This window comes from Salmonella sp. SAL-020 (genome assembly GCF_017372215.1).
Classification (GTDB): Bacteria; Pseudomonadota; Gammaproteobacteria; order Enterobacterales; family Enterobacteriaceae; genus Salmonella; species Salmonella enterica.
In genome coordinates this window covers 4,429,345-4,444,422 of the sequence record NZ_CP071690.1, presented here as the reverse complement: position 1 = coordinate 4,444,422, position 15,078 = coordinate 4,429,345, and the positions used below count along the sequence as shown (strand labels likewise).

Below are 15,078 nucleotides of genomic sequence, written 5' to 3'. Positions count from 1 at the left end.
TCCTTTTGAAATTTATGGAGAAAAAAATGGCAAGACACAGCATTAAAATGATCGCCTTACTCACTGCGTTTGGTCTGACATCTGCGGTAATGACCGTACAGGCGGCAGAGCGGATTGCTTTTATTCCCAAACTGGTTGGCGTGGGCTTTTTTACCAGCGGCGGCAATGGCGCGCAGGAAGCGGGAAAAGCGCTGGGCATTGACGTAACTTACGATGGCCCTACAGAGCCCAGCGTCTCAGGCCAGGTTCAACTGGTGAATAACTTTGTCAATCAGGGGTATGACGCCATTATCGTTTCTGCCGTTTCGCCTGATGGCCTGTGCCCGGCGTTGAAGCGGGCAATGCAAAGAGGCGTGAAAATATTAACCTGGGATTCCGATACCAAGCCGGAGTGCCGTTCTTACTATATCAATCAAGGGACGCCAAAACAGCTCGGCAGCATGCTGGTAGAGATGGTCGCTCATCAGGTGGACAAAGAGAAAGCGAAAGTCGCTTTCTTCTATTCCAGCCCAACGGTGACCGACCAGAACCAGTGGGTAAAAGAAGCTAAAGCCAAAATTAGCCAGGAACATCCGGGGTGGGAGATAGTCACTACCCAGTTTGGCTATAACGATGCCACGAAATCGCTCCAGACGGCGGAAGGTATCATCAAAGCGTATCCCGATCTGGATGCCATCATCGCGCCTGACGCTAACGCTTTACCTGCTGCGGCACAGGCGGCGGAGAACCTTAAACGTAATAATCTCGCGATTGTTGGTTTTAGTACGCCGAATGTGATGCGCCCTTATGTTCAGCGCGGCACTGTTAAAGAGTTTGGCCTGTGGGATGTCGTCCAACAGGGAAAAATTTCCGTATATGTCGCCAACGCGTTGCTGAAAAATATGCCAATGAATGTCGGTGACTCACTGGATATTCCCGGCATCGGCAAAGTCACCGTTTCACCTAATAGTGAGCAGGGATATCACTATGAGGCAAAAGGTAACGGCATTGTGTTATTGCCGGAGCGTGTCATTTTCAACAAAGACAATATCGACAAATATGATTTCTGATAACTGTTATGTATCGACGGAGTAAAGAATGGCTGATTTAGATGATATTAAAGATGGCAAAGATTTTCACACCGATAAACCACAAACTAACACTTTGTTCGCATTAAAAGGCTGTGGCGCGCTGGATTGGGGAATGCAGTCCAGACTGGCGAGGATTTTTAACCCCAAAACCAGAAAAACGGTCATGCTGGCCTTTGACCATGGATATTTCCAGGGGCCGACAACCGGACTTGAGCGTATTGATATTAATATTGCGCCGCTCTTTGAATATGCTGATGTCTTAATGTGTACTCGCGGCATATTACGCAGTGTGGTACCTCCGGCAATCAATAAACCAGTCGTTTTACGTGCGTCCGGGGCGAATTCTATTCTCACTGAATTAAGCAATGAGGCGGTTGCGGTGGCGATGGATGACGCTGTGCGGTTGAATAGCTGTGCTGCTGCCGCACAGGTTTATATTGGTAGTGAGCATGAACATCAGTCGATTAAAAATATTATTCAACTGATTGATGCCGGGTTACGCGTCGGGATGCCAATAATGGCAGTGACCGGAGTGGGTAAAGATATGGCTCGCGACCAGCGTTATTTTTCACTGGCAACGCGTATCGCTGCGGAAATGGGGGCGCAAATTATCAAAACGTATTATGTCGATAAAGGTTTTGAGCGTATTGCGGCAGGTTGTCCGGTGCCGATTGTCATCGCCGGCGGTAAAAAACTGCCTGAACGTGAAGCATTGGAAATGTGCTATCAGGCGATTGACCAGGGGGCTTCTGGCGTAGATATGGGGCGTAATATATTCCAGTCAGAAGATCCGGTAGCCATGATTAAAGCGGTACATGCCGTCGTTCATCATAACGAAACAGCAGAGCGTGCTTATGAGCTGTTTTTGAGTGAGAAAGGTTAAATGAGATCGCTTCCCCATCTTTTATCGATGCGAGGAGATGGGGATGACTGTTATTTTATTTGGAATAATCAGGGGTTAATGATGCACGTTACGCTGGTTGAAATTAACGTTCATGATGACAAGGTTGAACAATTTATCGATGTTTTTCGGCAGAATCATCTGGGCTCAATTAAAGAGCCGGGTAACTTGCGTTTTGATGTTCTGCAGGATCCGCAGGTGCCTACGCGATTTTATATTTATGAAGCCTACGTTGATGAACAGGCCGTCGCTTTTCACAAGACAACGCCACACTATAAAACTTGCGTGGAGCAGCTTGAACCGTTGATGACCGGTCCGCGGACAAAAAAAGTTTTTATGGGTTTGATGCCTTAAGGAGTGCTCATGAACAGCCAGTTTGCCGGATTAACGCGCGAAGCATGTGTGGCATTGTTAGCGTCATATCCGCTTAGTGTGGGTATTCTGGCAGGGCAGTGGATTGCGTTGCATCGCTATCTGCAACAGTTGGAAGCGTTAAACCAGCCGCTGTTGCATTTGGATTTGATGGATGGTCAATTTTGCCCGCAGTTTACCGTTGGGCCATGGGCAGTTGGGCAACTGCCGCAAACTTTTATCAAAGATGTTCATTTGATGGTAGCGGACCAATGGACGGCGGCGCAAGCCTGCGTGAAGGCGGGCGCACACTGCATCACGCTTCAGGCAGAAGGCGATATTCATCTGCATCATACGCTAAGCTGGCTTGGTCAGCAGACCGTGCCCGTTATTGGCGGTGAAATGCCGGTGATCCGGGGGATTAGTTTATGCCCGGCAACGCCTCTGGATGTCATTATCCCCATTCTGAGCGACGTTGAGGTTATTCAACTACTGGCAGTGAACCCTGGATACGGCAGTAAAATGCGCTCCAGTGATTTGCACGAGCGCGTGGCGCAGCTTCTCTGTCTACTTGGTGATAAACGCGAAGGTAAAATTATCGTTATTGATGGGTCGTTAACGCAGGATCAGTTGCCTTCGCTGATTGCACAGGGCATCAATCGTGTTGTTTCTGGTAGTGCGTTATTTCGTGATGATCGGCTGGTTGAGAATACGCGGAGCTGGAGGGCGATGTTTAAGGTTGCCGGGGATACTACTTTCTTACCCTCCACAGCATAAATGCCGGATGGCGGCTTTACCTTATCAGGCCTACATAAGCACTCGGCTGGTAGGCCTGATAAGCGCAGCGCCATCAGACATAGATTGGCAATTAAGCCTGTTTAGCAGCTTCTGCTGCTTTCACGATCACGGCGAAGGCGTCAGCTTTCAGAGAAGCGCCGCCTACCAGCGCGCCGTCGATGTCCGGCTGCGCGAACAGTTCGGCTGCGTTGGAGGCATTAACAGAACCGCCGTACTGGATAATGACCTGTTCAGCGATTTTCGCGTCAGCTTTAGCAATGTGGTCACGGATGAATTTGTGCACTGCCTGCGCCTGCGCAGGCGTTGCAGATTTACCGGTACCGATCGCCCATACGGGTTCGTAAGCGATAACCGCGCCTTCAAAGGCTGCCGCGCCCTGCGTTTTCAGTACCGCGTCGATCTGGCGTGCGCATACTTCTTCTGTTTTGCCCGCTTCGTTTTCCGCTTCGGTTTCACCGATGCACAGTACCGGCGTCAGACCTTGTTCTTTCAGTACGGCGAATTTTTTGGCGATCAGTTCGTCAGATTCTTTGTGATAAGTACGACGCTCGGAGTGGCCGATAATAATGTACTGCGCGCCGATATCTTTCAGCATTTCAGCCGAAGTTTCACCGGTGAATGCGCCAGACAGATTCAGATCAACGTTCTGCGCGCCCAGCATGATGTGGCTGCCGGCAGCAGCGCGTTTCGCCAGATCGATATACATTTCCGGCGGAGCGATTGCCACGTCGCAGCCTGCTACGCCCGCCAGTTCTTTACGCAGGTTAGCCACCAGTTCGTTTACCATGTGGCGGCTGCCGTTCAGTTTCCAGTTACCCATCACTAAAGGATGTCGCATTTCATTTCTCCACGCTTAGTCAGCGAATTAAGGAAGATGGCCGCTCGTCAGAGCAGCATGGTCTGTGAAACAGTATAGAGATTCATCCCCGGAAAGGCTTTGCTTTTTGTCATCAATTCGCCCCTTCCAGATTTTCAGATAACGCCAGCTTAATCGGTTCAACCGCGAAGGTCAGCCCCTTTTCGCCGTTATCTGCGACAACATAACGTACCGCGCCTTCTGTCTCGGCGTAATAGTGTTTACCTTTACCGGCGATAAGCATCTTTTGCAGTTTTTTCTGGCTTTGCTCTTTTGTCAGCAACGGGGCGACAGTACGAATAATGGCGGCCATATATTCCAGCGCTTTCGCTTTCGCCGCTTTCTGTTCCGGCCCCTGAATGGGCAGCCAGGTAATCTGCATACTTTTCACTTTGAGCGTACCGCGCTCCAACGCCGTGGAGGCATACAGATTTTCGTTAATCTTACTGGCGGCGCGGGTCAGATTCGCCTTATCGCGGCTATTCTCAATGGCGCGAAATTCATTGAGCGGCAGATCGGGATTCTGGCGGTTAAAGTTCTCACGAAACTGGCTAATAGAAAGATCAAAGGTTGGCGAGCCCGCCAGCAGATAGGGCGCTGTCGTGGTCGATGAAGAGAGCTGCGCGTGCGCCGTTATGCTGGCGGTGAGAGCAGAAAACAACAGTAAAAACAGAGTACATCCTGGCTTCATCAATCTTACCTTTCGTTAGGACTGCTCACGATTAAAACGATAACTGTCGGGCTTGTCAAAAGGGTAAACTGTAGCGGAAGGCAAAATATAAGGAACTTACATGACCATACAGCAATGGTTATTCTCATTTAAAGGGCGTATCGGACGCCGTGATTTCTGGATTTGGATCGGCCTCTGGTTTGCCGGGATGCTGGCGCTATTTTCGCTGGCGGGGAAAAATCTGCTTGATATCCAAACGGCGGCATTTTGCCTGGTGTGCCTGCTGTGGCCGACCGCCGCCGTCATGGTCAAACGTCTGCATGACCGGGGACGCTCCGGCGCGTGGGCGTTGCTGATGATTCTGGCGTGGATGCTGCTGGCCGGAAACTGGGCGATGCTGCCGGGGATGTGGCAGTGGGTCGTCGGGCGATTTATTCCGACGCTGATCCTGGTGATGATGCTTATCGATCTGGGCGCGTTTGTCGGTGTTCAGGGGGAAAATAAGTTTGGGAAAGCGACACAGGACGTGAAGTTTAAAGCAGAGCTGTAGCGGGCGGTAAACCATAATTTGCCCGGTGGCGCTGACGCTTGCCGGGCCTACAGATTGGTGATGATTTGCAGGCCGGATAAGCCCCAGCCGCCATTCGGTAAAACATCACCAGTAATGTTCAGCCGTCATATGCCCCGGTCGGCGGCGCAGATGTTTAGTCATCTGTCGGGTCTCTTTCAGCAGTTGCTGCGTATCGCGCACCATCTGCGGGTTCCCGCACAGCATGACGTGGCTGGTCTCTTTATCCATCGGTAATCCAACGGCTTTTTCCAGCTCGCCGTTTTCAATGAGCGCTGGCACGCGTCCGGTGAGCGAGCCTGGCACGCTCTCCCGGCTGACCACCGTTTGGATGCGCAGCTTGCCTTCATAACGCTGTTGCAGTTCCAGCATTAGCGGCAGATAGCTTAAATCGGCGGCGAAGCGTGCGGCGTGGACCAAGACCAGATTTTTAAAGCGCGCGACATCCTGCCCATATTGCAGAATAGACAAATACGGGCCAATAGCGGTTCCGGTCGCCAGCATCCATAGCGTCTCGCAGTCAGGCACTTCATCCAGTACAAAGAAACCCGACGCGTCGCTGACCACTTGCACCTCATCGCCAGGTTTTAGCGCCGCCAGCCGCGGGCTGAGCTTTCCTTGCGGCACCGTCACCAGATAAAACTCTAAATTCGGATTGTCAGGCGCATTGACATAGGAATACGCGCGCTGAACGCGCTCGCCATCGATCTCCAGTCCGAGTTTGGTAAATTGGCCTGCAGTAAAAGGATTAATGGGGGCGTGAACGGTCAGGCTGAACAGTGCGTCAGTCCAGTTTTGCACCTTAGTGACTTTACCTGTTACCCAATCGGCCATGGTTTTCTCCTGTTCTGAATCGCTAACCTTATCTTCGTTCGTCAGGAGAAAGATTTCCAGCCCCGCGAGGCTGGAAGGCTCTAACTAACAAATGCGCTAGAGGATATGCGCCTGTACATCCGGATCTTTACGATCAAGATAGTGGATAGACTGAATGCGGCGGATGGTGCGTGATTTGCCGCGGATCAGCAGCGTTTCCGTCGTGGCAATATGGCCTTTCCGGCTAATTCCTTCCAGCAGATCGCCTTTCGTGATGCCGGTCGCGGAGAAAATAACGTTATCGCTACGCGCCATGTCGCCCAGGCATAACGCCTTGCCCGCTTCAATGCCCATTGCTTTGCAGCGCGCCAGTTCCTGTTCGCCAATGCGGCGGTTTTCTTCGCTGTCGCCTTTCACATCATGGCGCGCCAGCAGACGACCCTGCATATCGCCGTCCAGCGCGCGGATCACCGCTGCGGATACCACGCCTTCTGGTGCGCCGCCAATCCCGTACAGCACGTCGACTTCGCTATCTGGCATACAGGTCAGAATTGAGGCCGCGACGTCGCCGTCAGGAATGGCAAACACGCGTACGCCCAGTTTGGCCATCTCTGCGATGACCTCGTCATGACGCGGTTTTGCCAGAATGGTCACGGTCAGATCGCCAAGCGGTTTACCCAGCGCATCCGCGATGTTGCGTAGGTTATCCGCCAGCGGCAGATTGAGATCGATCGCCCCTTTGGCGCCCGGACCGACAATCAGTTTTTCCATATACATATCGGGCGCATTCAGGAAGCAGCCTTTATCGCCGACCGCCAGCACCGCCAGCGCGTTCGCCTGACCCATCGCCGTCATGCGCGTGCCCTCAATCGGATCGACGGCGATATCTACCGCATCGCCGTGGCCGGTACCGACTTTCTCGCCGATATAGAGCATCGGGGCTTCGTCGATTTCGCCTTCGCCAATCACGATGGTGCCGTCAATGTTGACCTGGTTGAGCATGATACGCATGGCGTTGACCGCCGCGCCGTCCGCGGTATTTTTATCGCCGCGTCCCAGCCATTTGTAGCCAGCCAGCGCCGCCGCTTCGGTCACACGGGAAAATTCGATGGCAAGTTCTCGTCTCATAACAAACTCGTAGCAAAAAGGAGTGGCGCGCAGTGTAGCACAGGGGAAGGAGGGAATAATTGATGTGTGTGCGGAGTTGCCTCCGCACAAAGATTTTGCCGGATGGCGACCTTACTTGTCGTGCTCTTCCCACGCCATTGCGCGTTTAACCGCTTTCTTCCAGCCGCTGTAACGGTAGTTACGCTCGGTGGTTTCAATGCCGGGGCGGAATTCTCGCTCAATGACGGCTTTTTCCTGCAGCTCGTCCAGGTTCTGCCAGTAACCGACGGCCAGGCCAGCCAGATAGGCGGCGCCCAGCGCGGTCACTTCGCGCACTTCCGGGCGTTCCACCCGCGTGCCGAGAATATCTGACTGGAACTGCATCAGGAAGTTGTTGGCCACTGCGCCGCCGTCCACACGCAGAGCGTGCAGGCGGATACCGGAGTCGGCCTGCATCGCTTCCAGTACGTCGCGGGTCTGGTAAGCGATGGATTCGAGCGTCGCGCGGATAATGTGATTAGAGTTCACGCCGCGGGTCAGGCCAAAAATGGCGCCGCGGGCATACGGGTCCCAGTACGGCGCGCCCAGACCGGTGAAGGCCGGAACCACGTAGACACCGTTGGTATCTTTCACTTTCGTGGCGAAATATTCGGAGTCGAACGCGTCGCTGATGAGCTTCATTTCATCACGCAGCCATTGAATGGACGCTCCCGCCATAAACACCGCGCCTTCCAGCGCATAGTTGACTTCGCCGCTTGGGCCGCAGGCGATGGTGGTCAGCAGGCCGTTTTCCGATTTTACCGCTTTCTCGCCGGTGTTCATCAGCATAAAGCAGCCGGTGCCGTAGGTATTCTTTGCCATTCCTTCCTTTACGCACAGTTGGCCGAATAGCGCGGCCTGCTGATCCCCGGCAATCCCGGCGATAGGAATACGTGTACCGCCTTTACCGCCAATATTGGTCTGGCCGTAGACTTCGGAGGACTTACGTACCTGGGGCAGCATCGCGCGTGGGATATCCAGCACGTCCAGCATCTTATCGTCCCAGTCCAAATCATGGATGTTGAACAGCATGGTTCGTGAGGCGTTGGTGTAATCCGTAACGTGGACGCGGCCCTGCGTCATCTTCCAGATAAGCCAGGTATCCACCGTACCGAACAGCAGCTCGCCACGCTTCGCGCGTTCGCGCGAACCTTCCACATGGTCAAGGATCCATTTCACTTTAGTGCCAGAGAAGTACGGGTCGACGACCAGACCGGTATTGTCGCGGATGTAATCTTCCAGGCCGTCGCGTTTAAGCTGTTCGCAAATATCGGCGGTACGACGGCACTGCCAGACAATAGCGTTGTATATCGGTTTGCCGGTTTCACGTTCCCAGACGATCGCGGTTTCACGTTGGTTGGTGATACCGATAGCGGCAATCTGATCGGAACTGATATCGGCCTTAGCCAGCACTTCTACCAGCGTTGAGCTTTGGGACGCCCAAATTTCCATCGGGTCGTGTTCTACCCAGCCTGGCTTAGGATAAATTTGCTCAAATTCACGCTGTGATACGCTGACGATATTCGCGTCATGATCCATAACGACCGCGCGGGAGCTGGTGGTACCCTGGTCGAGCGCAACGATATATTTTTTTTCAGTCATAATTTTGTCCCGTAATCAGATTACAGCGAAGCATTTTGTTGTGTGGTCGCGGTGGAGTCCTTCTCTTCCACGACGCAGGTATCGCACGGCAAATGACGGCCAATAAATTTGCGATAAGCAAACGCGCCCAGAATGGCGCCGACGATGGGGCCAAACAGTGGCACCAGGAAGTAAGGAATGTCTCTACCGCCGGTAAACGCAATTTCACCCCAGCCGGCAAGCCCGGCGAACATTTTGGGGCCAAAGTCACGCGCCGGATTCATCGCAAACCCGGTCAACGGCCCCATAGAGGCACCGATAACGGCGATCAGTAAACCAATGAGCAGTGGCGCAAGCGGACCGCGAGGTACGCCGTTTCCGTCGTCGGTCAGCGCCAGAATCAGCCCCATCAGAATAGCGGTAATCACCATTTCAACCGCGAAGGCCTGCACAAAATTGATATGAGGATTCGGGTAAGTTGAGAAAATGCCTGCGAGATCGAGACTTTCAACGCTGCCACGGACGATATGGTGGGTTTGTTCGAAGTCCACAAAAAGATTGTAATAAAGCCCGTAAACTAACGCCGCTGCGCAAAAGGCGCCGGCAACTTGAGAAATAATAAAAGGAACAACTTTACGTTTGTCGAAACAGGCAAATAGCCAGAGTGCGATGGTCACTGCCGGGTTCAGGTGTGCGCCAGAAACACCTGCCGTCAGGTAAATAGCCATCGCTACTCCCAGACCCCAGATGACGCTGATTTCCCACTGTCCAAAAGTAGCTCCGGCAACTTTAAGCGCAGCGACACAACCCACACCGAAAAAAATCAACAACCCGGTACCGAGGAATTCAGCAATGCACTGGCCTTTTAAGGTTGATGTTTGACTCATAATCGGATCCTGAAGAGTATGTAATGATTATTGGTATGCGAGGAGGTCATGGACATCCACGATGCCCTGTAGGCACACTGTTAATTTATCGTTAACGAGCAAAAACGAGAAATATCGAAATCAAAATGTGTGTACTGCGTCAATAAAATGAGCGTTATCGCGCCATGAGGCGCATTTTGAGACAGCAGAAGAGAGTGAATTGAATCATTTCATTAACCAATATGTTAACACTTTTAAGTTATTGAATGAATGTTACCAGGAGATGGATGAAAATTGCTGCAAACCGCGATCTACGCGGTATGTCGCTGGACAGCGAGAGCGGGGCTTCATACAATCGACACTATATATTGTGCGCGTTTACGTGAAGCGTCGCCTTGCAATTCAGGAGAGGTAAGATCATGTCTTTAGAAGTGTTTGAGAAACTGGAAGCAAAAGTACAGCAGGCGATTGACACCATCACCCTGTTACAGATGGAAATTGAAGAGCTGAAAGAAAAGAACAACAGCCTGACGCAGGAAGTGCAGTCTGCACAGCATCAGCGTGAAGAACTCGAGCGTGAAAATAATTCTCTGAAGGAACAGCAGAGCGGCTGGCAGGAACGTTTGCAGGCGCTGCTTGGTCGTATGGAAGAAGTCTAATCCTCGTCATATTTCACGTTATGGCGGCGTTGGCTGCGTGCGTTCACCCCAGTCACATAGTGGCCTATGCTCCTGGGGATTCACTTACTTGCCGCCTTGCCCTGACGCGAAATCTATAGAGGATTTAGAATGCGGATACCGGTGGGCCGGATAAGGCGTAAGCTGCCATCCGGCAATCAGCGACAACGCATAAAAAAGGCGCCTTACGGCGCCTTTTTTGATCACTCGATATCAAGCGGGTCTTCGGAAAGGATAATCCCGGTGTTGTCGGCATAGAGATGATCGCCGGAGAAGAACGTCACGCCGCCGAAATTGACGCGCACATCGCTTTCCCCAATGCCTTCACCTGCGGCGCCAACCGGAATGGCGGCGATCGCCTGAATGCCGATATCCAGCTCTTCCAGATCGTCCACCTGACGCACCGCGCCATAGATAACCAGCCCTTCCCATTCATTTTGCGTGGCCAGACGCGCCAGCTCCGCATCGACTAATGCACGACGGACAGAACCGCCGCCATCGACCAGCAGAACCCGACCACGGCCATTTTGTTCGAGCAGATCGTACAGCAACCCGTTGTCCTCGAAACATTTTACCGTGATGATTTGTCCGCCAAACGACGACCGCCCTCCAAAATTAGAGAACAGCGGTTCCACGACGTTGACATCTTCCTGATAGATGTCACAAAGCTCGGAAGTATCGTATTTCATAGGCTTAACGTTCAGTTGCTGCGAGAATTTTTAGTATATCGCGCTAAGTATACTGTTGGCAAAATCATCAATTGTTAATTGATATTTGTCAGTTAAACGGCCCACTGACTTAAGAGTATCCCAATCACAAATAACAGGTTGGTTAACAACGCGCCTTTAACGGTACGTTCAAGCATCGGGCGCATTGCCGCAGGCTCCCTTTCGCGCATTACGTAGCGCGCTTGTTTAATGAGCAAGGGCGCGGCCAGAATAAACAACCATCCCCACGGACTGTGTAGCGAGAGCAGATTAAACAGCGCCAGACAGAGCAGCGCGCCTAGCAACAGGCAGGCGTGATAACGACGCGCGTTGACATCGCCCAGTCGTACTACAAGGGTGTTTTTGCCGTTCTCTCTGTCGCTATTAATATCGCGCAGGTTATTAATATTCAGCACTGCCGTCGCCAGTAAACCGCAGGCGGTGGCCGGGAGAATCAGCGCCGGAATCAGCGTATGCGCCTGGAGATACCAGCTCCCCATGACACTTAGCCAGCCAAAGAATACCAGAACAGAGATATCACCCAGCCCGATATAGCCGTAGGGCCGATTACCCACGGTGTAGGTGATGGCGGCGATAATCGACAGCCCGCCCAAAATCAGGAAGCCGATAAAATCGGTTAACGTATGGCACGCGACCGCCACCAGCGCCAGTCCGGAGATACAGATCAGCACGACGGTAATGATTAACGCCCGCTTCATCTCCTGCCGGGTGATGACGCCTTTTTGCATCCCCCGCAGCGGCCCGATGCGATCCGGTTTATCGCTGCCTTTGACAGCGTCGCCATAATCGTTGGCGAGGTTGGATAAAATTTGCAGCAGCCCGGCGGTGATAAGGGCCAGCAGCGCGACCAGAGGATCGAAATAGCCTTGCCACCATGCCAGGGCCGTACCGACGATAATCGCTGCGAAGGCGAGGGGTAAGGTTTTGGGTCGTAAGCTTTCCAGCCAGGCCTGGGTGCGGCTAATTTGTTGTTGTTCAGTCATATTTAGCGCCAATAAAAATGGGGCTTTTCAGCCCCATCAACAGTGATGAAAATGCATTGGACGCGATTATAAGATAAAACGGCTTAGATCTTCATCTGCGACCAGCGCATCCAGATGTTTGCTCACATATTCCGCATCAATTGTGATGTTTTGGCCGTGCAGATCGCTGGCGTTATAGGAAATTTCTTCCATCAGACGCTCCAGTACGGTATGCAGACGGCGCGCGCCGATGTTTTCGGTGGTTTCGTTAACCTGCCAGGCGGCTTCGGCAATACGTTTAATACCGGAATCGGTGAACTCGATATTGACGCCTTCAGTTGCCATCAGCGCTTTATACTGCACGGTGACGGACGCGTTTGGCTCGGTCAAAATGCGTTCGAAATCGCTGGTGGTCAGCGCCTGAAGTTCAACGCGAATCGGCAGACGGCCCTGCAGTTCCGGGATCAGATCAGACGGCTTCGCCACCTGGAACGCGCCAGAGGCGATAAACAGAATATGATCCGTTTTGACCATCCCGTGTTTGGTCGAAACCGTGCAGCCTTCTACCAGCGGCAGTAAGTCGCGCTGTACGCCTTCGCGTGAAACATCCGGGCCGGAGGTTTCGCCACGCTTACAAATTTTGTCAATTTCATCGATAAACACGATGCCGTGCTGTTCAACCGCGTCGATAGCGTCCTGTTTCAGCTCTTCCGGGTTGACCAGCTTAGCAGCCTCTTCTTCAACCAACAGTTTCATCGCGTCTTTAATTTTCAGCTTACGCGGTTTCTGTTTCTGACCGCCCAGGTTCTGGAACATAGACTGCAACTGGCTGGTCATCTCTTCCATGCCCGGAGGCGCCATAATCTCTACGCCCATCGGCGCGGCGGCGAGGTTAATCTCGATCTCTTTATCGTCGAGCTGGCCTTCGCGCAGTTTTTTGCGGAACGTTTGGCGGGCGGCAGAAGGCTCCTGCTGCTGTTCGGCCTGGCCCCAGTTATTTTTTGCGGGTGGGATCAGTACGTCGAGAATACGTTCTTCCGCCAACTCTTCCGCACGATAGCGGTTTTTCTCGATAGCCTGTACGCGAACCATTTTCACAGCGGCATCGGTCAGATCGCGGATGATAGAGTCCACTTCTTTCCCGACGTAGCCCACTTCGGTGAATTTGGTGGCTTCGACTTTAATGAACGGTGCGTTGGCGAGTTTTGCCAGACGACGGGCGATTTCGGTTTTACCGACGCCGGTCGGGCCAATCATCAGAATATTTTTCGGCGTTACTTCGTGGCGCAGCTCTTCATCAAGCTGCATACGACGCCAGCGGTTACGCAATGCAATCGCCACGGAACGCTTTGCGTTATCCTGGCCGATAATGTGTTTGTTCAGTTCGCTGACAATTTCGCGTGGGGTCATTTCAGACATGAGGGGTCCTTACGCTTTGGCGGTCAATTCTTCAATGGTGTGGAAATGGTTGGTGTAAATGCAGATATCGCCTGCAATATCCAACGCCTTTTCAGCAATTTCGCGCGCGCCGAGCTCGGTATTTTCCAACAGAGCGCGAGCGGCAGCCTGGGCATAAGGACCGCCGGAGCCGATAGCAATTAAATCGTTTTCAGGTTGCACGACATCGCCGTTACCCGTGATGATGAGCGAAGCGGTTTCATCCGCGACGGCCAGCAACGCTTCCAGTTTGCGTAGCATGCGGTCGGTACGCCAGTCTTTCGCCAGTTCAACGGCGGCTTTGACCAGGTGCCCCTGATGCATTTCCAGTTTACGTTCAAACAGCTCGAACAGCGTGAATGCATCCGCAGTACCGCCCGCAAAGCCCGCAATGACCTTGTCGTTGTAGAGGCGGCGGACTTTCTTCACGTTGCCTTTCATTACTGTGTTACCCAGTGTGGCCTGACCATCACCGGCGATTACCACGTGGCCGTTACGGCGTACGCTTACTATTGTTGTCACGAGCAGACCCCTTGGTTACTAATGCTGAATTGCGGCCCCGTACGGCGTACGGGGCATAATGCAAGTATAGATGGGGGAGATTTTGAGGGTTTCAACCCCCGGTGGCGAGTCGAATGCAGTTTGTATGGCCCGCCATCTTCAGACGGTTAATGGTGCTGTCGGCATTTTCTTTACCTTTCACCGGCCCGATAACCACGCGATTCCAGCCGTTATTGGTGGTAATTTTGGAGTCAAAGCCTTCAAACGCCAGCTGAGCGCGGACGCTTTCTGCCTGCTCGGCGCCTTTGAATGAACCACATTGCACCATCCAGCGACGTTCATCTTTTTTCTCTGCTGTCGCCTTCGGCGCTTCAGGCGCGCGCGTAATGGGCGCGGCTTTTGGCGCTGCCGCGCTGGTATGCGCCGGCGTTTGCAGCAAATCCTGATAAGGTTGCTGCGAGGCCGTCTGCTTCGGCGGCTGACTTTGGCGCGCGGGTTGCGCCGGGGCGGACTGTACCGTGCGCGTTTGCGACTGTTCGTTTACCCGCGGCTGCGTACGTGGTTGCTGAACAGGCTGCGTTTGAGCCCACTGCTGCTGCTGCGCCTGACGCTGGCGCTGTAGCGTTTGCTGGCGTTGTTCTGGCGTCTGCTCGTTCCACGGCACTTCGTTAAGTTGCGTTGGCTGCTGACGCATATCCGCCTGCATCTGCTCCAGAAGTTGACGCTGCTCGCTGGTGAGCTGATTCGGGTTCATGACTTCACCGCCGGCGGACGGTTCCGTTGGCGTACGCACGCCTGGCTGGCGACTTTCCAGCTCTTTGATGTAACGCCAGCGCTCTTCCGGTTTTGGCGGAAGCCCATTGCCGGTGACTTTCTGGTTTTGTAGCGTTTCGGACTCTTCTTTCTTATGGTGAGTAATGAAGTACAGACCGCCGATAAAGGTCACAAGGACGGCTGCCGCAATCGCGACCATTGCCGGCGAGACGGCAGGCATGTTGCTTTGCTTCTTCCGTGAGTTCCGTGAGGTGCTCTTTTTGCGCCGCGAAGGAGCCGGTTGGCCGCGACGTACATAATCTCGTTGTGCCACTATCGTTTCGCTGTATTTATTCGTTCGTCAGCCCGTCATGTTACTGAAGCGGCGGGCCTTTGACCA

Annotated in this window: 17 protein-coding genes; 6 read left to right on the top strand and 11 right to left on the bottom strand. The window is 53.1% G+C overall.

The window, feature by feature from the left end; all coding sequences use genetic code 11:
- The first annotated feature begins 26 nt into the window (after window positions 1-26).
- From lsrB to J1G48_RS21450, 4 genes are all read left to right on the top strand, one after another.
- Window positions 27-1,049: an autoinducer 2 ABC transporter substrate-binding protein LsrB gene (gene lsrB, locus J1G48_RS21465; protein WP_000090743.1), complete on the top strand. Its 1,023-nt coding sequence runs from the start codon at window positions 27-29 to the stop codon at window positions 1,047-1,049.
- Window positions 1,050-1,077: 28 nt separating this feature from the next.
- Window positions 1,078-1,953, top strand: coding sequence for a 3-hydroxy-5-phosphonooxypentane-2,4-dione thiolase (gene lsrF / locus J1G48_RS21460; protein ID WP_000774146.1), 876 nt, complete (start codon window positions 1,078-1,080; stop codon window positions 1,951-1,953).
- A gap of 81 nt (window positions 1,954-2,034) precedes the next feature.
- Window positions 2,035-2,325, top strand: coding sequence for a (4S)-4-hydroxy-5-phosphonooxypentane-2,3-dione isomerase (gene lsrG, locus J1G48_RS21455; RefSeq protein WP_001543603.1), 291 nt, complete (start codon window positions 2,035-2,037; stop codon window positions 2,323-2,325).
- Between the two features lie 9 nt (window positions 2,326-2,334).
- Complete coding sequence (locus J1G48_RS21450; protein ID WP_001088050.1) at window positions 2,335-3,099, top strand: epimerase; 765 nt, start codon at window positions 2,335-2,337, stop codon at window positions 3,097-3,099.
- A 91-nt stretch (window positions 3,100-3,190) separates the two neighbouring features.
- On the opposite strand, the gene tpiA is transcribed toward J1G48_RS21450, so the two are convergent.
- Window positions 3,191-3,958: a triose-phosphate isomerase gene (gene tpiA, locus J1G48_RS21445; protein ID WP_001216335.1), complete on the bottom strand. Its 768-nt coding sequence runs from the start codon at window positions 3,956-3,958 to the stop codon at window positions 3,191-3,193.
- A gap of 112 nt (window positions 3,959-4,070) precedes the next feature.
- A complete protein-coding gene (locus tag J1G48_RS21440; protein WP_000802241.1) occupies window positions 4,071-4,667 on the bottom strand; it encodes a YiiQ family protein in 597 nt (198 codons plus the stop codon).
- Between the two features lie 100 nt (window positions 4,668-4,767).
- Between J1G48_RS21440 and J1G48_RS21435 the strand changes: the two genes are divergently transcribed.
- Window positions 4,768-5,196, top strand: a complete 429-nt coding sequence (locus J1G48_RS21435; RefSeq protein ID WP_000155231.1) for a DUF805 domain-containing protein — start codon at window positions 4,768-4,770, stop codon at window positions 5,194-5,196.
- Window positions 5,197-5,301: 105 nt separating this feature from the next.
- Here J1G48_RS21435 and fpr read toward each other — a convergent pair whose 3' ends face one another.
- From fpr to J1G48_RS21415, 4 genes are all read right to left on the bottom strand, one after another.
- Entirely contained in the window at window positions 5,302-6,048 is a 747-nt protein-coding gene (fpr, locus tag J1G48_RS21430; protein WP_000796303.1) for a ferredoxin--NADP(+) reductase, read from the bottom strand.
- Between the two features lie 96 nt (window positions 6,049-6,144).
- Complete coding sequence (gene glpX / locus J1G48_RS21425; RefSeq protein ID WP_001250624.1) at window positions 6,145-7,155, bottom strand: class II fructose-bisphosphatase; 1,011 nt, start codon at window positions 7,153-7,155, stop codon at window positions 6,145-6,147.
- Window positions 7,156-7,266: 111 nt separating this feature from the next.
- A complete protein-coding gene (gene glpK / locus J1G48_RS21420) occupies window positions 7,267-8,775 on the bottom strand; it encodes a glycerol kinase GlpK (RefSeq protein WP_000136809.1) in 1,509 nt (502 codons plus the stop codon).
- Between the two features lie 20 nt (window positions 8,776-8,795).
- Window positions 8,796-9,641, bottom strand: a complete 846-nt coding sequence (locus tag J1G48_RS21415; protein WP_000084285.1) for an MIP/aquaporin family protein — start codon at window positions 9,639-9,641, stop codon at window positions 8,796-8,798.
- Between the two features lie 398 nt (window positions 9,642-10,039).
- Here J1G48_RS21415 and zapB point away from each other — a divergent pair, with 398 nt between their 5' ends.
- Window positions 10,040-10,279, top strand: a complete 240-nt coding sequence (zapB, locus tag J1G48_RS21410) for a septal ring assembly protein ZapB (RefSeq protein WP_000051370.1) — start codon at window positions 10,040-10,042, stop codon at window positions 10,277-10,279.
- 221 nt (window positions 10,280-10,500) lie between these two features.
- Here zapB and rraA read toward each other — a convergent pair whose 3' ends face one another.
- The 5 genes from rraA to ftsN form a co-directional block, all read right to left on the bottom strand.
- Window positions 10,501-10,986, bottom strand: a complete 486-nt coding sequence (gene rraA, locus J1G48_RS21405; protein WP_000872918.1) for a ribonuclease E activity regulator RraA — start codon at window positions 10,984-10,986, stop codon at window positions 10,501-10,503.
- Window positions 10,987-11,078: 92 nt separating this feature from the next.
- Window positions 11,079-12,008, bottom strand: a complete 930-nt coding sequence (gene menA, locus J1G48_RS21400; RefSeq protein WP_000139637.1) for a 1,4-dihydroxy-2-naphthoate polyprenyltransferase — start codon at window positions 12,006-12,008, stop codon at window positions 11,079-11,081.
- Between the two features lie 66 nt (window positions 12,009-12,074).
- Window positions 12,075-13,406: an HslU--HslV peptidase ATPase subunit gene (hslU, locus tag J1G48_RS21395; protein WP_001293360.1), complete on the bottom strand. Its 1,332-nt coding sequence runs from the start codon at window positions 13,404-13,406 to the stop codon at window positions 12,075-12,077.
- Between the two features lie 9 nt (window positions 13,407-13,415).
- Window positions 13,416-13,946: an ATP-dependent protease subunit HslV gene (hslV, locus tag J1G48_RS21390; protein WP_000208240.1), complete on the bottom strand. Its 531-nt coding sequence runs from the start codon at window positions 13,944-13,946 to the stop codon at window positions 13,416-13,418.
- Between the two features lie 91 nt (window positions 13,947-14,037).
- Window positions 14,038-15,012 carry a cell division protein FtsN gene (ftsN, locus tag J1G48_RS21385; RefSeq protein ID WP_000068812.1) on the bottom strand — a complete coding sequence of 325 codons (975 nt, stop codon included), beginning with the start codon at window positions 15,010-15,012 and terminating at the stop codon, window positions 14,038-14,040.
- Window positions 15,013-15,078: the final 66 nt, after the last annotated feature.